This window comes from Oscillatoria sp. FACHB-1406 (genome assembly GCF_014698145.1).
In the GTDB taxonomy this organism is placed as follows: Bacteria; Cyanobacteriota; Cyanobacteriia; order Cyanobacteriales; family Spirulinaceae; genus FACHB-1406.
In genome coordinates, this window is the sequence record NZ_JACJSM010000002.1 from 270,780 (window position 1) to 290,860 (window position 20,081).

Genomic DNA, 20,081 nt, shown 5'->3' on the forward strand with positions numbered 1-20,081 from the left:
AGAAATGTAAACTTTCTTCCTCGGAATGAGATCGTGCGCGTAATTTTAATGACTGGTAAAGGTGGCGTGGGGAAAACCTCGATCGCCGCAGCAACGGGACTTCGCTGTGCTGAGTTAGGTTACAAAACCCTCGTTCTCAGTACCGATCCCGCCCATTCCCTCGCCGACAGTTTCGACCTCGAACTCGGACATGACCCCCGACAAATTCGCCCCAACCTCTGGGGAGCGGAGTTGGACGCGCTAATGGAATTGGAAGGCAACTGGGGCGCGGTGAAGCGCTACATCACCCAAGTGCTGCAAGCGCGGGGTTTAGAGGGCGTGCAGGCAGAAGAATTGGCGATTCTGCCGGGAATGGATGAAATCTTCGGTCTAGTGCGTATGAAGCGTCACTACGATGAAGGGACTTACGACGTTCTCATTATCGACTCCGCACCGACCGGAACCGCTTTACGCCTATTGAGCATTCCAGAGGTCGGCGGTTGGTATATGAGAAGATTTTACAAACCGTTACAAGGGATGTCCGTCGCCCTAAGACCGCTTGTCGAGCCTCTTTTCCGACCGATCGCGGGATTTTCTCTGCCCGATAAAGAAGTCATGGACGCTCCCTATGAATTTTACGAGCAAATCGAGGCATTAGAGAAAGTTTTAACCGACAATACCCAGACCTCGGTGCGTTTGGTGATGAATCCCGAAAAAATGGTTCTCAAGGAGTCATTACGCGCTCACGCTTACCTCAGTTTGTATAACGTTTCAACGGATCTTGTTGTAGCAAATCGCATTATCCCTGAAAGCGTAACCGATCCTTTTTTCCAAAAGTGGAAAGAAAATCAGCAGGTTTACAAGCAAGAAATCTACGATAACTTCCACCCGCTGCCCGTCAAAGAAGTCCCGCTTTATTCGGAAGAAATGTGCGGACTTGCGGCATTGGAACGGTTGAAAGAAACGTTATATGCTGACGAAGACCCCTCCCAAGTCTATTACAAAGAAAATACAATTCGTGTTGTACAAGACGGAAAAAATTACAGCTTAGAGTTGTATTTACCGGGGATTGCAAAGGATAAAATTCAACTCAATAAAACGGGAGATGAGTTAAACGTTCGCATCGGCAATCATCGCCGTAACTTAGTCCTGCCGCAAGCCCTAGCAGCACTCAATCCATCGGGAGCGAAAATGGAGGATGATTACTTAAAGATTCGTTTTGCAGATGCGGTAGCAAGGTGAGAGGGCGATGCAATAATTCGTAGTTTGTAATTCGTAATTCGTAATTGCGGACAAAATTTGCCGAAGTCTTAATGACTGCAAAGCACGCAATTACAAATTGGAGCGAAGCGACTTGACGAGGTGACGGCGAGAAGGCAATTTGATGGCTACTACTTCTTGAAGTTGACAGCTACAAGCAACTGCTATCTCTCCTCTGTCACTTTTCTGTAGCGTTTTCGCTTTTTCTTTTTCGAGCTACTCTTGCGATCGCGAACGATTTAGGAGCGACTTTGCCTAAAATATTGTTTTAATCGCATTAGGTAAGTTTATTTAAGGATCGCATCTCTCTTTGGGTAGTAGCCGCTGGTTCGGTAATTCTTTAATCTAGATATTGATGTCAGTTTAGGAAATTACATTCAGTACACAGGGAGATAAGAATGACCGCGAACATTGAGCCTAATACCACTAAAAGATTGAATAGTCCCCTCTGGTTAAGCATTATATTAATTGTGTTAGGGATTGTAGCGATCGCCCTACCGAATATTTCTACCCTCGTTACTGAAACTTGGGTTGCACTAATTTTGATTTCTGCTGGGGGTGCAAAATTGGGCTATGCTTTTCAAACCCGCGATCGCGGCGGTTTATTGTGGCAAGTTTTACTAGCCATTCTCTACGTTGCCACGGGTATATTACTATTCTCCGCCCCTTTAACTGGCGTTCTCACTCTGACGTTATTGTTAGGCAGCTTTTTATTAACGGAAGGAGTTTTTGAATCGATTTTGGCGTTTCGTTTGCGTCCGCAAGCAAACTGGTCGTGGCTCCTCATTAACGGTGTAGTAACATTTTTACTAGGTTTAATGATTTGGTTCCAATGGCCGTTTAATGCGCCTTGGCTGATCGGCACGCTAATCGGTGTCAGCGTTTTATTTACCGGCATCTCTCGCCTATCTTTTTCGTTACAGCAGCCGAAGTTACCTGGAGATTCCAGCCAACAATCAGCATAATTCGTAATTGATAATTCGTAATTCGTAGTTACAAATCTAGAGGTCTTTGACTCTATTCCATTGGAAAATTACATTGCGATATTTCGACAAGCATCCGGCGAAAATTCGACAGGGGAAACACCTGTCGAATTGTTTATTTGCGGCGCGGGAACCGAGCTTAAGTTACGAACTACGAACTACAAATTATCTATTCATCGCGTACTAATACCAGATTGATATAAAGCTGCATAGAATGAAAAGTAGGGTGTGTTAGCAAAGCGTAACGCACCGTTATAGCGTTTTTCGTTATTAAACACCGCTCCGTAGGAGCGAATGGTATTCGCCCGCTGGGTGTACCTTATCCATTTGAAAACTGCTATATCTTGAGAATTGAGGAGAGTTGATTCTATGCAACGCAATCTTAAATTGGTATAACAAGTTTCTGGTTAAGTGCTTGTTTCTCTACAAGCGGCGCGGTTAACGCTTCTTCTAATTCTGCCCGTCCCAATCTTTCCTCCAAAATTTTCATCACTTCGCGCCCAAAATCGTTAGGGTTTCGCTTCCACGCTTGCAGGCAAACTTCCCCAAAGAAAGAGCCTAACGGTTCGGGATTCCAGAGCAGTTTTTTCGCAGTCCAAGGCATTAAGCTCATGGGGTTATAACCCGGTTTGAGAACGTCATTTTTAAAGGCATATTCTTCGAGGTGAGTATGCGGTTGCAAGCCAATGAAGAAAATAGCGGGTTCGACTTTATCCGCACCGAAAATCGCTTCGAGTTCGCGATGATAGGTAACAGTTTGTCGAATGGTATCGAAGGTTTCGTCGATGACGTTAAAGGAGTAGTTAACGGAGACGATATCGTTAAATCCAGCCACTTTGAGATCGCGGCAATTTTGCAGGACGGTGCGTAAATTGTAGCCCATTCGCATTTTGCGAACCAGTTCTTGAGAACCGCTGGTAATCCCGATTTCAAAGTAGTTCATGCCGGTTTTTGCCATCAGATCGCACAGTTCCGGCGTGAGATTATCGGCACGAATATAGGAAGCCCAATGAATATCTGTCATCCCGGAATCGAGGATTTTTTGAAGCAGTTCGATCGCGTCGTCGATATACTTGCGGGCGGGGATAAACTGTGCGTCAGTAAACCAAAAGTTACGAATCCCGCGATCGTAGAGTTGCCGCATTTCTTTGACGACTTCATCGGCTGGATTAATGCGAACTTGTTTGCCCTCAACGACCGTATAAACGCAGTAACAGCAATTGTGAGGACAGCCGCGTTTGGTTTGAACGCCAATATAAAAGTCGTTATCTTGTAAGTAGTAGTCAAATTCCGGCCAAATACGGGCGATATAGTCGTAGTTGCAGGCTGTTTTCTCGATGGGGGTGGGGAATTCGTGGATGGTGCGATCGCGCGGTTGCGTTTCCCCGACAATATAGCAGCGTTCGTCGAGAAAATCTTGCCCTCGCAGCAACTTCTCCAACAACAGTTCGCCCTCCCCAATCGACACCACCGTTCCCTTCGGAAGCAAGGTTTTCATCTGTTCGTAAAAAACGCTTACCGCACCGCCCCCAACCACAGCGCGCGCTTCGCTATGGTAGCGCCTCGCCCGCTTCAAACCGCGCCTAATTAAACCTTGATTGCGCCAGAGTTCGCCGTAATACGCCGTTGCGACTTTTAAGCCGCCGATCGCGCCCCGCAGTCGCAAAAGGGGATTTTTAGCATAATAGACTTCAAAGGCATTCTGTAACGGGTTACCGCCCCGACCCCCAACGGGGGCGTAGATTTGGATGTCCCGCCAAGAGTAAACGAGGAGGGTGGGCTGAAAGTCGTCGATCGCGCGATCCAACGCTTCTGTAAAATCCAAGGGAGGAACCGTCCCCAGATCGAAAATTCGCTGTTCGACTTGGGGGAAACACTTATGAATGTGGTCGGCTAAATAGACTGCACCGATGGGAAAGATGGGGTTGCAGGGAAGGCGGACGTATAAAATTCGCTGGGCCATTGTTTAATCTATCTTAAGGAAGTTTGTTAAGGTCGTTCTTACGATCGCGAACTTACGAGAATGTCGCAATCGTAACAAAGAAATAAAATTTACATAACTTAACTGTAGCGCGATCGCTGCGTCCTATCAACCGTCCCTCGCCATAATGCAGACCTCTGCTACTAAGTTCTCCCCTTCCTCGACATCGATTTAAGAAAGTTTTAATGCAGTCCAGAAAAGCGATAAATCAACGGAGAATTGCCGATTTTGTAGCGTTTTCTCGTTTTGCAGATTTCGCTCCCGATAATAGACGAACTAAGATTGGTAGTCAGGTTTACAGCAAGTGGGGATCGCGAAATGTTAGCTTTAGAAGCGTAATAGTAAACTCCTATAGCTTAAAGCGTTACTCAACCTATGGCTCAAATTTTTGACCCAGTTCCGGATACCGAAAAAGCCCCTCTACTCTGCTGCTACGTGAACGCGACCAGTCAGATTCAAGTAGTACGCATTACCAACATTCCCAATTGGTATTTTGAGCGCGTGGTTTTTCCCGGACAACGTTTAGTTTTTGAAGCCCTACCCGAAGCCTTTTTAGAAATTCACACGGGTATGATGGCGAGTTCCATTCTTTCCGATACGATTCCCTGCGAGCGCCTGCGTATTAGTGAGGAACTAGAAGGGAATCTTGAATTAGAAAGCGATGCTCCTGTGGAAAATACCGATAACAATCAACAGATTTCGACAGAATCCCTGGCTACTGTATAAAAAAATCTCGCATTTTTTATGAGTAGGGGCGAACAGTAGTTCGCTCCTACTCAATTTTATTGAAGAAATACCTCTCCTGCTCCATCCAGCTATAATCAATTTATCTCAATGACTGTTGCGGGTCGGATTCTATGGTTCAAACCCCCCTCTCTTCCCAAACCCTATATCCCGATTCAGACGGGAAACCGATGGCAGATAACACCGAGCAATATGAGTGGATTGTCCGTTTAGCGACCAATCTCAAGCATTTATTGAAAGATAAAATTGCCTTTGTTGCGGGAGATTTGCTGTGGTATCCCGTACAAGTTAGCGAACCGCCCGCCCCCTGCCAAGCGCCTGATGTAATGGTTGCTTTCGGTCGCCCGATGGGATATCGAGGCAGTTACAAACAATGGGAAGAAGATAATATTGCACCTCAAGTGGTGTTCGAGATTCTCTCTCCCAAAAACACCCGTCGGGAAATGGCACAAAAGCAGAAGTTTTATGAAAATTATGGGGTATTAGAGGCTTATTATTACGACCCACAGCGTCAAGATTTCTGGGGTTTTGTGCGGGAAGATTCCGAAGATGTTTTCACGTTGATAACGGCGTTATATTTACCTTGGACATCGCCTTTATTACAGATACGGTTTGAGCGATTTGAAGATGGGTTATCTGTATTTCATCCAGATGGCGAACTGTTTGCCGACCCGGAAGCGAGTATGCTGGAACGGGATGAGGCCCGTAGCGAACGAGATGAGGCACGTAGCGAACGAGATGAAGCACGTTTGAGAGAAGAAGAAGCCCGGGTTAAATTGAGTCAAGCTTTAGCAAAACTTCAGGAGTTGGGGATCGATCCGGATGTTCTGTAATACCAATTCCCAGTCCTGATTCACTAAATTTTATCTGTAGGGGCGCGCTTGGCGAATCGCATTCGCGCTCGTAAGCGCCACACCGTAGGGGCATTGCAGTGCAATGCCCTAATTGTTGCGGAACAGTGCAAAATCTTTTCCCAATCGAATTACTAGATCGACAGTAATTCCTCTTCTACTACCACTCCTCATTCAGCTTGCGTTGCGGCTTTTCCCAATCATCTTCTTCTTCGCCAACAACGAGTTCTGCTTCCATTTGTTCGATTTCTAGAGGTTCTTCTTCGCCCGTTCCGAGTAGCGCTTCCGGTTCGAGGGTGGCTTTAATCGGATCGACGACGCGCGCGATCGCATCTTTAACAAAAACCTTGAGAAACTCTTCCTTCTGCACCAACTTAAACTGACGCTGCACCACTTCCGTCATACCGCCATCTCCCCAATCTTGGTCGCGGCGGAAGTATTCGATAAAACTTTTACCGGCAATACGGGTTAAATAAGCTGCCGTTACGCCTTGAATGGCTTTCCCGATTAAATAGGTTGTCACCTGAAATTGCAATGCTGTAGAAAGCAGTTGCACCGCCCCTTTTACCACGCCTAAACTCACTAAAGTTTTGCCTAAAGATAGCGCTAATTCTTTGCCATTTTCGGTATCTAAATCTACGCCATAAACTTTACCGATTTCGACGACCATTTGGGCGTTAATCGCGGCGGTGGCGAGAATATCGACGACAGGAACGGGCGTAACGGCAATCACTCCCGCACCAATCCATTGATAGCGAGTCATAATTTTATCGGCTTGGCGTTTGCGCTGGTTATCGATGATGCGGCGCGCTTCCGCCCCGAGACGCTGGGATTGCAGGAGGATGTTATCTGCCACTAAGTCTTCACCTTCGGCACGCAGAACGGCGGCGAGGCGCTTGATGAGGGGGATGATTTCGGGTTCGGGCTTGACGAGTTCGCCGGTTTCGAGGTGGGCGGGCTGGGGGTTGGCGGCGACGGAAATTAAGTCAGATGGGCCGATGAAGCTTTTGGTGCGATCGCGCAAATGAGCGAGAATGGTTTCGCGATCGCGATCGCTGTACAAATCGCTCTTATTAAACACCAACAGCGATCGCTTGCCAATTTCCGCCAGCATTCGCAACGGTTCGTATTCTGAAGATCGCAGGTCATTATCGACCACAAACAGCAATAAATCCGCCTCCGCCGCCAACTGCCGCGCTAACTCTTCCCGCTGCGTCCCCATCGTCCCCATTTCCAGGATACCGGGCGTATCGGTAATTAAAATTTGGCGATCGAGTCCCTTCAGTTCTAAGGTGTACGTTGCACCGTTTTGCGTCGTTCCCATCGGCGCGCCCACTTCCCCCACCATCTCGCCGATTAAACTGTTCACCAGCGAGGTTTTGCCCGCCGAACCCGTGCCAAAGACGGCAACGCGCAACTCCCCGCGTGCTAAACTAGCTTCAATTTCCCGCGATCGCTCCAACAGCGCCTTTTGAGCAACGCGATCCTGAATTTGCCCCACCTGTTTGCGTACCGCTTTGAGCGTTTCCGAAGCTGCTTCGGTTTTCTGTTCCGGTAACTTCAGATTCGGGCGGCGTTTCGTACCCCCTCGGCGCGTCCCTTTCCCCGTCACCAAGTTGAAATAGTAGAAAAACGCCGCAATGACTAGCCCCAACAGAACGATAATCAACAGCAGCAAAAAATTGCCCAATAGCGGCGCGGTAAACGAAACTTGAATATAGAGTCGGTAAATCGAATTGACCAACCACAGCATCATCCCGATGATGACGCTGAGACCGACAATCAGCGCCACGAGGCGGGGAAAGGACATTCGATACATGGCGCACTTCCTACTACTGGCTTCTTTAACTAGAGTTTCGATAGCGTTTCTTCTATCCAACTCGCTCTGTTAGAAATTGTAGGAAATTATTGATAAGTTCTACCATTGTGCCGAATCCATCCGGCAACGTGCCGTCCCACCGGATCTCGATGCGTCCAGTGAATCACCCCTCCTTGTGTATTCCATTCGTACTCGCCAAAAAATGCAACGCGATCGCCAACTTTTAACCCCTCAATCCTCGGTGCAATATCGATATTATGAGCCATTAATAGCGTTTGTCCGGAACTCAAACGCACGATGAAACGTTGATGGCGGCTACCGTCGCTATCATCGCTAAGAATTTTTGTAACAACACCTTGACTTTCAACTTGAATGTTAGTTCGACGATTTTGAAAGGCATCTTGTAAAACTTGTTCGTTGCCTTTAACCGCTCGGACTGGCAGGGGAATTGGAGCAGCAAGGGTATAATGTGCAGAACCCATTGCAATGAAGACAATTGCAAAGAAAGAAATTAACGATTTGTGCATAAAAATTCGGGTCAATGTAGAGACGTTCAATTGAACGTCCCTACAGCATTATAACTCTCTTCTCTCCGCGTCTTCTGAGATTCCGAGATAAAAATGTTTAGAAAGAAAAAGTCGTCCGAATTATCCCGATTAAAATGTCGTTATTACTCGCATTATGGTCGGGCGCTGTTAACCACATTATCGCTGGTGTAATCGAAATATTGTCGTTAATTGGATACTGATAAAACCCTTCAATATGGAACGACGTACTCGGATCCGTACCGATGACATCGTTAATATTAGAAGTCGCGCCCGTTACTTTCGGCTCCATCCCGAAAATCAAACCGCCCATGCTGCCTTCCTTTCCTAAATCGGGGAAGGCTGCCATCGCCGCCCAATTCCACGCCCGATAGTCGCCGCGCCCCAGCGTTACCGTCCCCGTACCGAGAGGATCGCTAACTTCCACCTCAGCGAGGGTGCGAGTGGTGGTATAGCCAACCCAACCGCCTAAAATCAGCCCTGGGTTGATTTGGAAGGAGGCGAGGGCGGTGTAGGTATTGCTGGAAATCGGCAAACTCGCACCGAATTGACTCTCGACAAACGATCGCAAGTTCGCTCGATTGCTACCAACTCCGGGATCGTTGTTGTAACCGTTGGCGTAAGCAAAAGCGAGGGTAATGTTTTCGGTCGGATTAACGGTAATTTGCCCAAAAAGTCCATAAGGACCGTTGAATAAGCCTTTACCCGGGCCGGGATCGTTGGCTTCGCTAGCAAAATAACCGGCGCTGACTTCAAGAAAGTCGCTAAAGGCGTGCTGAATGCCGATTCCCGCGCCGTTGGGGATGTAGTAAACGCTGTTGCGGGTGGCGAAATAGCTGGGCGCTAAGGTTGCGCCGTCGCTCCCATCAAAGGGCGTAATCGTGTTGGCGATGTCGTTGGTTGTTGCCCCAGCAGCGGCGACGAAAACGGAAGTGTTGTCACCGAGGGGGAAGCGATAGTTGAGGGCATCGATGCCAAGGCTATTTCCCGTTCCGGTGGCAATGCCGAGGGAACCTTCGGGAGTGCCGGTGACATCGTTGAAGTTGCCCAATCCGTTGGCTTGCAGCCGTATCATTAAGGTGTCTTTGCCGCTGAAACTGCTGTGGAATTCGAGGCGCGATCGCGCGCCGAAGAGCGTTTGTTCATCGAGATCGTTTCCTTGGAAGTCATCCCCAGAAAATAAACTGGTCAATCCCATCGAAACTTCGCCAACCAGTTTAGTGGTGGTGGAAAATTGATGGTCTTCGAGAAATACGGTTCGCGCTTCGAGGTTATCGACTCGCGCTCCCAAGCTGGCGAGTTCGGTTTCAAATTCTTGCAACAGTCGCCGCAAAATTTCTAAGTCTTCGCGCGTGACGAGATTGGTTGCGGAGCCGATTAAGCGCTCGATTTGGTTCAAGCAGGCATTGAGTCCGGCGGCGAATTCGTAGCGCGTTAGCGGGCGGTTGCCTCGAAATGTCCCGTCGGGATAACCAACGAGGCAGTCATAGCGCTTAATGAGGTCGTCGAGGGCCTGAAACGCCCAGTCGGTGGGGCGAACGTCGCGGAATTTGGAGGCTCCTTGGACAGTTTGCCCTTGCTCGCTGCTGTACTGTTGGATTTCTTCTAAGACGGTGCTGATGTCCGATGGGAGCGCGTCTTCGGCTCGGGCTGTTCCGGATGCTAATAGCGCTGCGCTCAAGAATAGCAGCGATCCTTGCAGCGATCGCATTTTCGATGTTGTAACGTTTGATACTCGAATTGACATTGATTGGTTCCTCACACGGTACTCATCTTTTTTATGAGAATGATAATCATTCTACTCCCATAGGGGTTTTAGGAGTTTAATGAGAATAACTTTAAATAACCCTATCGGGATATAATCTCTAAAAGTCAATTTTGTTTATAAAAATTTTCAATAAAGCCAAGGGTGTCTATGTCCAATTCTCTGCTACCCAAAATTTCCGGTCGAAGTCGCCGCCAATTTCTCGAATGGGGACTGACGGGAGTTGGAGCGATCGGGGGCGCGATCGCTCTGCGTTCTTTCCTTTCCGATCGAACTGCGCCGCGCGTCCCGGAGATCGTTGTTCCCTCACCGACGGAAACCCCGAATGGCTTCAGCCCAACCGCGATCGCGCGCGAGTTCGACTACGGTGTTCTGAAGCGAGAAGGGGGAAAAATCATTCGCGAGTTTCGCCTCACGGCTCGTACCACGCCCTTACAACTGAATAGCGCCGTCTCTTTCGTGAGTTGGAACGTTAACGGGCGCGTCCCCGGGCCGACGCTACGCGCCACGGCTGGCGATCGCGTTCGCATTATCTTCCACAACGAAGCCGGACATTCCCACAGCCTCCACTTCCACGGCACGCACCCCCCCGAAGCGGACGGCGTAATGCCGATTCGTAACGGCAAAGAAACCATCTACGAATTCACTGCCGAACCTTTTGGCGTTCACCTCTACCATTGCCATATTGCCCCGATCGCGCGTCATATCAGTAAAGGATTGTACGGAATGTTCATCGTCGATCCGCCCCAAGCACGTCCCCCCGCCGACGAAATCGTATTGGTTATGGGCGGCTACGATCTCAACAACGACAAACGCAACGAACTGTATGCGTTTAACGGCTTGCCCGACTATTACAGGTCGCATCCGCTCAAGATTTACCAAAATCAGCTTGTAAGGCTCTATTTACTGAATATGGTCGAGTTTGACGCGGCTTTAAGCTTCCATATCCACGGAAATCTGTTCCGCGTCTATCGAACTGGGCGATCGCTAATTCCGGCAGAAGAAACCGATGTCATCACGATGGGGACGGCAGAACGCCACATTTTAGAGTTTTCTTATCCCTATGCCGGCCGCTATATGTTCCATCCCCACCAAGACGAGATTGCCGAACGCGGCTGTATGGGATTATTTGACGTGCTTCCGGCTTGACAAAACTCGCAATATATGCAACAAATAGCTTTTTTAGCCATTTAGCAGGACAAGTCACAAATTTTGTTATTGATAATAATTGCTATTTAAGGCACAATGCACTGTACGATTTTTTGTTTTTGGAGAAACCCCCAAAATGACCCAACGCGCACCGTTACGCGGATCCCTGCGGGATCGCACCTCAAAATCAATAGAACTGTTTCTGGCTGCCAGCTTAGCGTTAACCCTAGGAGCCTGCAATACGACGACAAGCAACAATCCCACTACTCCCGAATCGCCCACACCGCACGCCAGTGCGACGCATTCTAGCGCGGAAGGGGGAGAAGGCGGGGAAGGCGGAGAAGGTGGAGTTGTCGGCAGCGATTCCGACTACCTCGCTACTTTAGGACTGATGAAAGGGCATTTAATCGTTGCTAAAGAGCTAATTGAAGCCGGAAAACTCGATAAAGCAGAACCGCACATCGGTCATCCGGTTGAAGAGTTGTACGGAACGGTAGAATCGGAATTCACCAAGCGCCAAGTCCCGCAATTCAAAACAACGTTAAATCAATTGCACGATTCGGTTAAAGCGAAGGCAGATAAGGGTAAGATTAGCTCCGAATACGATGCAGCGATGAAAGCAATTGACGGCGCGATCGCTAATATCCCGGCCGCGCAACTTCAAGACCCCAACTTTGTCCTCAAAGCAATATCGGGAATCTTGAAAACCGCTAGCGACGAGTACGGAGCCGCGATTGCCGACGGTAAAATCGAAGAGTTAATCGAATATCAAGATGCAAGAGGTTTTGTACTTTATAGCAAAAGTCTCTATCAAACAGTTAGCGATAAAGTCAGTCAAAGTAAACCCGACGTTCATAAAACGATTGCTGGCAATTTAGAAGCGCTCGAGAAAACCTTTCCGACTGTAGAACCGCCGCCAGCCCCCATTAAGACCGCCGCAGAATTTTCGAGTCTGGTCGAGAAGATTCCCGAAAGTCTTTAAAAATTCAAAAGCGAGAGCTTCTAATTTGTGAAAATCTCTTGGGGGAAGAACGCAGAAGTTCGGGAGTTTAGAATCGAGCCGATTTAGGCAGATGCTCAAAAAAATCGAAGATTGCGCGATTTATTTAGACTCGCTAGACTTCATCGCTCTCCCCCTTCTATTCCCCAATCCCCCAGGGAATATTAACAGCATTCAAAATTATTCCCATCTTCCCCTCATTACTTATCATTCATTATTCACCATTCATTATTCATTATTCCCCCCTCCTGGTATAAACTGGCTTTAAACCTAAAAACCGTAAACTAGAACTCGTGCTAACTCTAGGCGTTAATATCGACCACATTGCCACCGTCCGACAAGCCAGACGAACCGTAGAACCCGATCCCGTGGCGGCGGCAGTTTTAGCAGAACTTGGCGGTGCGGATGGTATTACCGTTCACTTGCGCGAAGATCGGCGACATATTCAAGATCGAGATGTACGCTTATTACGGCAAACCGTTCGCACCCATCTCAATTTAGAAATGGCTCCTACCGCAGAAATGGTTGAGATTGCTCTCGAGCTTAAGCCCGACTACGTGACTCTGGTTCCAGAACGGCGGGAAGAGGTAACAACAGAAGGCGGACTCAATCTGCTGGGCGATTTCCCGCGCTACGAAGAAGTCGTTGCACGCTTGCAAGGGGCGGAAATTCCCGTCAGTTGGTTTATCGATGCAGACGAGGCGCAAATCGAGGCAGCAGGAAAAACTGGTGCTAAATTTATCGAACTGCATACGGGAAAGTATGCCGATGCGTCCGATGAGGAGGCGCGCAAGCAGGAGTTGGCGTTGTTAATCGCCGGTTGTCAGCAGGCGCAGGCGCTCGGGTTGCGAGTCAATGCAGGACACGGTTTAACCTACTGGAACGTCTATCCCGTGGCGTGCATTGAGGGGATGGAAGAATTGAATATCGGTCACAGTATTATCAGCCGTGCGGTTTTGGTAGGTTTGGAGCGAGCGGTGCGAGAGATGAAGTTGGCGATGCGGGGAGAGGTGTGAGGGAGTGAGGGCGCTTCGACTTCGCTCAGCGCAACGGTGACGGGGTGAGGGGATGAGAAAGATAATTTTTAAGTTTTAAGTTTTAATTTTTAATTCCCCTCGGGGCGGTGGAATTGGTATAACAATACTGGATTTTCCGGCGCGCTCTCTAACCTGCTAATCTAAAATCGGGAGCGATCGCTCCGGCTCTGCAATCATCATAATTTTAAGAAACGACAATGACCACTTACTACTACGTTTTAGCCAGTCAAAAGTTTTTGCTCGAGGAAGAACCCTTTGAAGAAGTCTTGAAGGAACGGACTCGCCACTACCACGACCACAATAAAGAACTCGATTTTTGGTTGGTCAAAGAACCGGCATTCCTGGAAGCGCCGGAATTTGCTGAAATTAAGAAGCAATGTCCGCAACCGTCTGTAGCGGTCATCAGCACAAATCACAATTTTATTAATTGGTTGAAGTTGCGTTTAGAATATGCCCTCAAAGGCGAGTTTGAAGCGCCTTCGGATACCATTCCCGAACCGTTGGCTTCCTTAGCTGCCGTTGCTTAGTCCCGTCTAAATAAAACTTAACTTGCGATCTGTGGTCAATTCTGCTGTCTCTGCTTTCCAGTTTAAACGCCCCGAACGCACAATTTTCTGTTTGTTGTCCCTGGGTTTGACTTTCGGGGTACAACCGCCGCTTAAGGCGCAACTCACTGACTGTCAAGGGCCTGCAACGGGCGAATATCTCCTCTTCGTCCAAACCCCGACACCCGATAGCCAACTGCTGGCGCGCCGCATTTTGCCGTCGGCAGCAACCACAACAGTTTGTAGCTATCAGGGCAATACGTTCGCGCGCATTGGCGGTTTTCGCAGCGCGCAAGATGCGGACAAATGGGGGCGTTTTGTGTCGGCGCTAACGGAGTTGGCGACGGCGGTTGTCGAACCTGCAACTGCGACAACCGCAATGCCTCCCTCGAGTCCGGTAGCGGCTTACAATCCTCAACCGTTGGGGGCCGGTTATGCGGTACTGGTAGATTATTTAGATCGACCGCAGATTGCTGCCCAAGTCCGTCAAGCGATTGGGCGGGAGGTGGGATTGGCTTCTTATTTGTCTCGCCCTTACCTTCTCGCGCTCTATAGTAGCGATCGCGATTCAGCCAATACTACCTTACGTCAACTGAGCGCTCTCGGTTTGAGCGCCCTCGTTGTCGATAGCACTCAGGTGATTCTGTTAACGCCGAGCGTGCGTTACTGAAGTTTTAACGCCCAAGGAACAAGCCAAGCAATACCAATGCCCAAACTCAAGCCAACTAACACTTGAAAGGGCGTATGTCCGAGCAGTTCTTTGAGGCGTTCTTCGTTTAATTCTTTGCCGTCCTGGAACATATCGTCGAGGATTTGGTTGAGAATGCGCGCTTGAATGCCAACGGCTTGGCGCACGCCTGCTGCATCGTACATGACAATGACGGCAAACAAACAGGCGATCGCAAATTCGGCACTCGACCAACCTTTTACCTGACCGACTCCCGTCGCCAAAGCGGAAACGAGGGCAGAGTGAGCGCTAGGCATTCCTCCGGTACTCACCAGAGAACGCAGATTAACCTTACCCTTTGTAATGAGTTCGACGATCGCCTTCAATCCTTGGGCGGTGAAACAAGCAATTAGTGCAACCAGTAATACCTGATTGTCAAAAATATCGCCAACATCCTGCATAATTTCGTTTTTTTTGCGGAGTTTAAGAAGAGTTTTTCTAGATTAACTTTAAGCGGACTTTGACAAAAGTTTTTAGTTTTTGCGGGATGTAATATAACGGGCGAGGGCGCACAGGGGTTCGGCTTTCGTGCCGTAAGGTTCTAAGCTCGCGATCGCCTCTTCTATTAAGCGATCGGCTTCGGTTCGAGAAGCTTCTAAGCCCAACAAACTTGGAAACGTTGCTTTCTGTGCCTTAATATCCTTGCCCGCCGTTTTCCCTAATTCTTCTGGGGTAGCGGTGATATCCAAAATATCATCCACAATTTGAAAAGCAAGGCCGATATTGGTAGCATATTTTGCCAATCTTTGCAAGTCTTCGGCTCCCGCTCCCGCTAAAATCGCGCCGGAAGTCACGCACGCTTCCAAAAGAGCGCCAGTTTTGTGAGTATGGATAAAACGCAAGGTTTCCAAAGTAATATCCGACTTGCCCTCCGATTCGAGATCGATCGTTTGTCCGCCCACCAATCCCGCCGCACCCACCGCACGCGCCAAACGCGCGATCGCTTGCAAGGTGCGTTCGGCCGGAACCTCGCGCGTGTTGACCGCCACGTACTCAAACGCATAGGCGAGCAAGCCATCCCCAGCTAAAATTGCAATATCGTCGCCATAAACTTTGTGGTTGGTCAGTCTGCCGCGCCGATAGTCATCGTTATCCATCGCGGGCAGATCGTCGTGAATCAACGACATCGTATGAATCATTTCTAGCGCGCAAGCTGTTGGCAGCGCCATTTCCAGTGTGCCGCCCATCAATTCGCAGGTTGCCAAGCAGAGAATGGGACGGAGGCGCTTCCCACCTGCAAGCAGCGAGTATCGCATGGACTCATAAATTTTTTCGGGCGCGACGACCGTCAGCGAACGATCCAATTCAGCTTCGACGATCGCTTTTTGCTGCTTCAAGTATGCTGCTAGATCGAAGGCGGAGACTCCTTCTTGAGGAGCAATGCGCTCGTCTGTAGATACCATGCCTTGTATTCCTCAAACCAACCACAATGACGTTTTTTATTGTACAGGGATTGGGGACGGGGAGATAATGGACAATGGACAATGGACAATTGCAAATTAAGAAGATTGTATTTTCACTGAAGTAAAGGAGCCATCTTATTATTAAAAAATTTTGCGAAAAGTTTTGGTTCCTAAAGCTTTGTCAGTCTCTATCAATAAATGCTGAAAAACGTAAAACTTCCAGTGCTTAAAAGTTAAAGACGAGCGGGCCGCACCATAATGAGAGGAAGAATATGTCTCATCATGCGAAACAATTAGGAGTTCGAGCCATGACGACTGTAGATTTTATTGCCCGACTGAACGATGCTGAAAAAGGCTGGGGCTTGTGGATCGATCGCGACAATCCCGAACAGCACCACGTCGGACAGTACGCCTTTGAAAACGATCGAATGCCGAGAAACTTCATTCACGTTGCCAGTTTAAACCGTCTGGCTCACCTGCGCCAAGTTTATATCCTCAACCAAGGAGGCACGCCCAATGCCGAAGAAACCCTCGGGCGCGAATGGGCAGAACAATTTATGCGGGAATGGCAAAGTTTACCAGTCTAGCTCGAAAAGGGGGGGAAACGCGATTATTTATTCCCCCCTTTCAGTGCGGGCGCGCTTCTGCCACCGCCAGAGTTCCCCGATTCCTAGGACTACCGAAGTCCCCCCCATAATCGCCCCCCATTCTACCAGCGAGAGCGGAACCGTTCTAAAAGCCGAGCCGCCAAATTGGATAATCAAAATCTGTCCGATCGCAATCGTCGCCGCGATCGCTAAAAAGCTCTTATTTTGCGATAAGCCCTCAAAAGCCGAACGATTCAACCCCAAACAGCGCGCGTTAAAAAGGTTCCAAAATTGTAGAAACACGAAAACCGCGAAAAAAATCGAGAGTTCGTGGATTCCAATTTCACCGTCTCGCTGTAAATACTTCAAAAAACCGACCAAAAACGCTAAAAAACCGAAACCGCCGATTAAAATACTTTTCGTCATCGCCGCCGAAATAATAAAATCTTGCGGATTGCGGGGCGATTCCTCAATAACTTCTTCGTGGGGCGGTTCGGTGGCTAAGGCGAGGGCGGCGAAGGTATCCATAATCAGGTTAACCCAGAGCATTTGCGTCACCGTCAGCGGCAAACCCACTCCAATAAACGGCCCTAACAGGGCGATTCCTAAAGCAGCGACGTTAATCGTCAGTTGAAAGAGAATGAAGCGTTGAATATTTTTATACAGCGATCGCCCCCAAATAATCGCATTAACAATGCTCTTAAACGAATCGTCCAACAAGATAATATCGCTAGCTTCCTTGGCAATTGCCGTACCGCTACCCATCGCCAGCCCGACGCGCGCCTGTTTGAGGGCTGCCGCATCGTTGGTTCCGTCTCCCGTCACAGCTACGACTTCGCCATTTTCCTGCAACAGTTGTACCAAGCGCAGTTTATCGAGGGGAATCGCGCGCGATAGCACTTTCAACGACTTCACCGCTTCTTTTGCCGCCGCATCGTTCAATTGGCGGAAACTCTTTCCCGTCATGTGGGCATAGGGATGTTCGCCCTCGCCCTGCCATAACCCGATTTGCCGCGCGATTTCCAGCGCCGTTTCGCAGCAGTCGCCAGTGACGACTTTAATATTAATACCCGCATTCAAACAAGCTTGAATTGCGCTCGGCACTTCCGCGCGCAGCGGATCCGCGATCGCCACAAACCCCAACCAGGTTAAATGATGCCTTAAAGTCTCCAAATCCGGATTCATCAGATTATCGGGCAATTTTTCATAGGCTAGAGCGAGGGTACGCATTCCGCGCTTTTGGTAGGCTTCGATTTGAGCGAGTAGGCGATTGCGATCGCTTAACGGCACTTCTCCCACCTCTTCAAGGCTGTGGGAACAGTATTCGAGCAAGACTTCCGGCGCGCCTTTGATATGAATAACATCGGCTCCGAGCATGGGAGAATAGCCCAAGGTGGCCATGTACTTCTTTTCTGGGGAAAAGGAAGTTTGATAGGTAAACTGAAAATGTTGGCGATAGGTTCCGTACTGAAGCCCCCACTCGTGGAGCCAGAGGAGTAGCGCGCCCTCGGTGGCATTGCCGAGGATTGCTGGTTCGCCCTCACCTCGAGTTTCAAGATCTGCCGTACTATTCGCGGCGATCGCTTCGGCGATCAGTCCTCGGGCAACTTCGCGATCGCTCTGCCATCTTGACTGTAACCCCGGAAAATCGACCTCTGCCACCCGCATTTGATTTTGCGTCAGCGTGCCGGTTTTATCCGAACAAATCGTCGTAGCCGCCCCAATCGTTTCGCAAGCGTGCATCCGCCGCACCAGGTTATTCGAGGCGGCCATCTTTCGCATACTATAAGCCAGCGAAAGGGTCACGCTCATCGCCAAGCCTTCCGGAACGGCAACGACGATAATCGTCACGGCAACCATAAAGTATTGCAGCAGGGCATTGCTGACGGCGGCGGGCAGCCAACTTTGACCTTCGGGGGGCAGCCAGTGCAACAGGTAGCCCGCCCCCAAACCGCCCAGGAGGACAATCGAACTGGCAGCAATGGGTTTCAGGCTGCCCCAGCCGCCCTTCGCTTCCAAAAAGTCCGGCCGTTTTTCCGTGCGCCCGAGGAGGTTCCAGCCGTCGTAGAGGACGGGCAACCAGATCGGAATCAAAGCGACAACAGCACTAGAAACGAGCAATCCGAAGATGTAGCTTTGTGGGGCAGTCAAGGAGTAATCACCGAGGAAGAAGCCGCGCGCGAGTAAGGCAATGAAGATAAATAGTGCGAAGGAAAGCCCGACAATACCGATGAGTTGGCTGAGTTTTTCCAGTTGGAGGTTAAGCGGTGTATTGTCGCTGGCTTCGACGGTGGCGACGGCGGTAGCGAGTTTGCCGATTTCGGTATTATCGCCGACAGCCGTAACTTCCATTACACCGCGTCCTTGGGCGACAAGAGTACCGCGATAAAGTTTTTCGGGAGAATAGGTTTCTGAGACGGTGGCGTGCAGATTGGCTTCTTCTAAGCCGTATTTTTGAACGGGTTCTGATTCGCCGGTAATTTTGGATTGATCGACGAGGAGGGAGAGGGTTTCGATCGCGTCGCCATCGGCAGGAACTTCTTCGCCTTGTTCGATAAAGACGAGATCGCCGACAACGACTTCTTGCCGCGAGATCGCCATGCAACTGTTATCGCGAATGACTCGGACGCGCTCGTCATCCCCGACGCGATCGAGCAGTTCAAATTCTCGGCTGGCTCGGTATTCGTTGATAAATGCGAGGCTAGTGCTTAAAAAAATTGCGATAATGATGCCGATGCTTTCGGCATATTCGCCTTCAATTGCGCCAATCCCGACGGAGACTCCTGCTGCAATGACTAGAATGCGAATGACCGGATCTTCGTATTTTCCGAGATAGAGCTTCCACCAAGGTTCTTGTTGGCGGCGGCTGAGAACATTTGCACCATACTTTTCTCGGTTAATTAGAACGCGATCCGCACTCAGTCCTCGATTAACGCGAGCGATATCGTTAACGTTACAAGTCAGCATGAAAGTTGCAAGCAGTTGCGCGACAAGTGGATAAGGGCTGGTCTAGCGCTACGGATGCTATAGAAGCTCGGGATCGAAGCTATCTCGATCCCAAAATTTAGAGCGAGCGCCCTCACTAACTAAAATCGGGGATGCACTTGATGCAAGTTCCGTAAAAAATGCCGATGGTGCAGTTTCTCAGTTATCGAATCGAGAAGACGCATTGATCTGAAATTCCGATAGCCTTGTGCGATGCCCTTCTAGGATTACAGTATAATTTGTTACTTCAGTTGAGAGGGAATTCTCGATTCCAAAGTCAACAAAAATTAACTTGCAGCCTTGGGGTCGGGAGTCTGCGAATGCAAGGCGCGATCGCATTTCGGTGCGATCCCGTATTGCCCCCGATCTCTGGCGAGTCACTTCCCCCACTGAAGCGTGCGAGCTACAGGAAATTACGGAGAATACGAGTTTGAAGCTCGCACTTTCAAGGGGATTAAACTTGCGGTTCGGGACGATCGTCCGGTAATTCGGGCGATCGCTGCGCTTGTTTCAAATTGTAACCCTGTTGTTGAATTTGCTTGACAAATTGCGTTGGTTCTGTAGTATCGGGAGGTTGCGATTGTCCCGAGCTATCCTGCCGGTTTTTTTTCAATCTCGCTTGTCTGCCCATATTGGCTCTCCTTTTCAATTCGATCGACGACTGCACCTACCGAAAGTCTAAATTTTAATCGAGAGCGGGTCTTAAACAAATCCGTAGCGA

Annotated in this window: 18 protein-coding genes; 10 read left to right on the top strand and 8 right to left on the bottom strand. The window is 49.3% G+C overall.

Features of this window, described 5'->3' with window-relative positions; all coding sequences use genetic code 11:
- Positions 1 to 33 precede the first annotated feature (33 nt).
- Positions 34 to 1,221, top strand: coding sequence for a TRC40/GET3/ArsA family transport-energizing ATPase (locus H6G50_RS03760; protein WP_190713426.1), 1,188 nt, complete (start codon positions 34 to 36; stop codon positions 1,219 to 1,221).
- Positions 1,222 to 1,637: 416 nt separating this feature from the next.
- Positions 1,638 to 2,204: a DUF308 domain-containing protein gene (locus tag H6G50_RS03765; protein ID WP_190713428.1), complete on the top strand. Its 567-nt coding sequence runs from the start codon at positions 1,638 to 1,640 to the stop codon at positions 2,202 to 2,204.
- A 400-nt stretch (positions 2,205 to 2,604) separates the two neighbouring features.
- On the opposite strand, the gene H6G50_RS03770 is transcribed toward H6G50_RS03765, so the two are convergent.
- Positions 2,605 to 4,185 carry a photosystem II high light acclimation radical SAM protein gene (locus tag H6G50_RS03770; RefSeq protein ID WP_190713429.1) on the bottom strand — a complete coding sequence of 527 codons (1,581 nt, stop codon included), beginning with the start codon at positions 4,183 to 4,185 and terminating at the stop codon, positions 2,605 to 2,607.
- A 393-nt stretch (positions 4,186 to 4,578) separates the two neighbouring features.
- Between H6G50_RS03770 and H6G50_RS03775 the strand changes: the two genes are divergently transcribed.
- Both H6G50_RS03775 and H6G50_RS03780 read left to right on the top strand, forming a co-directional pair.
- Positions 4,579 to 4,929 (top strand): DUF1830 domain-containing protein, encoded by a 351-nt coding sequence (locus H6G50_RS03775; protein WP_190713431.1) that lies wholly within the window; start codon positions 4,579 to 4,581, stop codon positions 4,927 to 4,929.
- A 131-nt stretch (positions 4,930 to 5,060) separates the two neighbouring features.
- On the top strand, positions 5,061 to 5,780 hold the full coding sequence (locus H6G50_RS03780; protein WP_190713433.1) for a Uma2 family endonuclease: 720 nt from the start codon (positions 5,061 to 5,063) through the stop codon (positions 5,778 to 5,780).
- A gap of 178 nt (positions 5,781 to 5,958) precedes the next feature.
- On the opposite strand, the gene H6G50_RS03785 is transcribed toward H6G50_RS03780, so the two are convergent.
- The 3 genes from H6G50_RS03785 to H6G50_RS03795 form a co-directional block, all read right to left on the bottom strand.
- On the bottom strand, positions 5,959 to 7,608 hold the full coding sequence (locus H6G50_RS03785; RefSeq protein ID WP_190713435.1) for a GTP-binding protein: 1,650 nt from the start codon (positions 7,606 to 7,608) through the stop codon (positions 5,959 to 5,961).
- 95 nt (positions 7,609 to 7,703) lie between these two features.
- On the bottom strand, positions 7,704 to 8,099 hold the full coding sequence (locus H6G50_RS03790) for a DUF3465 domain-containing protein (protein ID WP_199302688.1): 396 nt from the start codon (positions 8,097 to 8,099) through the stop codon (positions 7,704 to 7,706).
- A 142-nt stretch (positions 8,100 to 8,241) separates the two neighbouring features.
- Positions 8,242 to 9,909, bottom strand: coding sequence for an iron uptake porin (locus H6G50_RS03795; RefSeq protein WP_190713439.1), 1,668 nt, complete (start codon positions 9,907 to 9,909; stop codon positions 8,242 to 8,244).
- A 168-nt stretch (positions 9,910 to 10,077) separates the two neighbouring features.
- Between H6G50_RS03795 and H6G50_RS03800 the strand changes: the two genes are divergently transcribed.
- The 5 genes from H6G50_RS03800 (at position 10,078) to H6G50_RS03820 (ending at position 14,328) form a co-directional block, all read left to right on the top strand.
- Positions 10,078 to 11,076 carry a multicopper oxidase domain-containing protein gene (locus H6G50_RS03800; protein ID WP_190713441.1) on the top strand — a complete coding sequence of 333 codons (999 nt, stop codon included), beginning with the start codon at positions 10,078 to 10,080 and terminating at the stop codon, positions 11,074 to 11,076.
- A 136-nt stretch (positions 11,077 to 11,212) separates the two neighbouring features.
- Positions 11,213 to 12,058 carry a hypothetical protein gene (locus tag H6G50_RS03805; protein WP_190713443.1) on the top strand — a complete coding sequence of 282 codons (846 nt, stop codon included), beginning with the start codon at positions 11,213 to 11,215 and terminating at the stop codon, positions 12,056 to 12,058.
- Positions 12,059 to 12,369: 311 nt separating this feature from the next.
- A complete protein-coding gene (locus H6G50_RS03810; RefSeq protein ID WP_190713445.1) occupies positions 12,370 to 13,092 on the top strand; it encodes a pyridoxine 5'-phosphate synthase in 723 nt (240 codons plus the stop codon).
- Between the two features lie 218 nt (positions 13,093 to 13,310).
- Positions 13,311 to 13,640 (top strand): MgPME-cyclase complex family protein, encoded by a 330-nt coding sequence (locus H6G50_RS03815; protein WP_190713447.1) that lies wholly within the window; start codon positions 13,311 to 13,313, stop codon positions 13,638 to 13,640.
- 31 nt (positions 13,641 to 13,671) lie between these two features.
- Positions 13,672 to 14,328 (top strand): hypothetical protein, encoded by a 657-nt coding sequence (locus H6G50_RS03820; protein ID WP_190713450.1) that lies wholly within the window; start codon positions 13,672 to 13,674, stop codon positions 14,326 to 14,328.
- Here the strand turns inward: H6G50_RS03820 and H6G50_RS03825 are convergent.
- Together H6G50_RS03825 and crtE are read right to left on the bottom strand one after the other, a co-directional pair.
- On the bottom strand, positions 14,322 to 14,786 hold the full coding sequence (locus H6G50_RS03825; protein WP_190713452.1) for a divergent PAP2 family protein: 465 nt from the start codon (positions 14,784 to 14,786) through the stop codon (positions 14,322 to 14,324). The two genes, H6G50_RS03820 and H6G50_RS03825, sit on opposite strands and share 7 nt — an antisense overlap.
- A 72-nt stretch (positions 14,787 to 14,858) precedes the next feature.
- Entirely contained in the window at positions 14,859 to 15,788 is a 930-nt protein-coding gene (gene crtE, locus H6G50_RS03830; protein WP_190713454.1) for a geranylgeranyl diphosphate synthase CrtE, read from the bottom strand.
- 308 nt (positions 15,789 to 16,096) lie between these two features.
- On the opposite strand from crtE, the gene H6G50_RS03835 reads away from it, so the two are divergent.
- A complete protein-coding gene (locus tag H6G50_RS03835; RefSeq protein WP_190713456.1) occupies positions 16,097 to 16,375 on the top strand; it encodes a hypothetical protein in 279 nt (92 codons plus the stop codon).
- Positions 16,376 to 16,402: 27 nt separating this feature from the next.
- Here H6G50_RS03835 and H6G50_RS03840 read toward each other — a convergent pair whose 3' ends face one another.
- Both H6G50_RS03840 and H6G50_RS03845 read right to left on the bottom strand, forming a co-directional pair.
- The gene (locus H6G50_RS03840; protein WP_190713458.1) at positions 16,403 to 19,342 is read right to left on the bottom strand and encodes a calcium-translocating P-type ATPase, PMCA-type; all 2,940 of its coding nucleotides are present in this window, start codon (positions 19,340 to 19,342) and stop codon (positions 16,403 to 16,405) included.
- A 472-nt stretch (positions 19,343 to 19,814) separates the two neighbouring features.
- Positions 19,815 to 19,991 carry a hypothetical protein gene (locus H6G50_RS03845; protein WP_190713460.1) on the bottom strand — a complete coding sequence of 59 codons (177 nt, stop codon included), beginning with the start codon at positions 19,989 to 19,991 and terminating at the stop codon, positions 19,815 to 19,817.
- Positions 19,992 to 20,081: the final 90 nt, after the last annotated feature.

Bases quoted from the DNA above. Each gene is read 5' to 3' on its own strand.
- H6G50_RS03765 (WP_190713428.1), top strand. From the start codon at position 1,638: ATGACCGCGAACATTGAGCCTAATACCACTAAAAGATTGAATAGTCCC.
- H6G50_RS03770 (WP_190713429.1), bottom strand. From the start codon at position 4,185: ATGGCCCAGCGAATTTTATACGTCCGCCTTCCCTGCAACCCCATCTTT.
- H6G50_RS03775 (WP_190713431.1), top strand. From the start codon at position 4,579: ATGGCTCAAATTTTTGACCCAGTTCCGGATACCGAAAAAGCCCCTCTA.
- H6G50_RS03780 (WP_190713433.1), top strand. From the start codon at position 5,061: ATGGTTCAAACCCCCCTCTCTTCCCAAACCCTATATCCCGATTCAGAC.
- H6G50_RS03785 (WP_190713435.1), bottom strand. From the start codon at position 7,608: ATGTCCTTTCCCCGCCTCGTGGCGCTGATTGTCGGTCTCAGCGTCATC.
- H6G50_RS03790 (WP_199302688.1), bottom strand. From the start codon at position 8,099: ATGGGTTCTGCACATTATACCCTTGCTGCTCCAATTCCCCTGCCAGTC.
- H6G50_RS03795 (WP_190713439.1), bottom strand. From the start codon at position 9,909: ATGTCAATTCGAGTATCAAACGTTACAACATCGAAAATGCGATCGCTG.
- H6G50_RS03800 (WP_190713441.1), top strand. From the start codon at position 10,078: ATGTCCAATTCTCTGCTACCCAAAATTTCCGGTCGAAGTCGCCGCCAA.
- H6G50_RS03805 (WP_190713443.1), top strand. From the start codon at position 11,213: ATGACCCAACGCGCACCGTTACGCGGATCCCTGCGGGATCGCACCTCA.
- H6G50_RS03815 (WP_190713447.1), top strand. From the start codon at position 13,311: ATGACCACTTACTACTACGTTTTAGCCAGTCAAAAGTTTTTGCTCGAG.
- H6G50_RS03825 (WP_190713452.1), bottom strand. From the start codon at position 14,786: ATGCAGGATGTTGGCGATATTTTTGACAATCAGGTATTACTGGTTGCA.
- crtE (WP_190713454.1), bottom strand. From the start codon at position 15,788: ATGGTATCTACAGACGAGCGCATTGCTCCTCAAGAAGGAGTCTCCGCC.
- H6G50_RS03835 (WP_190713456.1), top strand. From the start codon at position 16,097: ATGACGACTGTAGATTTTATTGCCCGACTGAACGATGCTGAAAAAGGC.
- H6G50_RS03840 (WP_190713458.1), bottom strand. From the start codon at position 19,342: ATGCTGACTTGTAACGTTAACGATATCGCTCGCGTTAATCGAGGACTG.
- H6G50_RS03845 (WP_190713460.1), bottom strand. From the start codon at position 19,991: ATGGGCAGACAAGCGAGATTGAAAAAAAACCGGCAGGATAGCTCGGGA.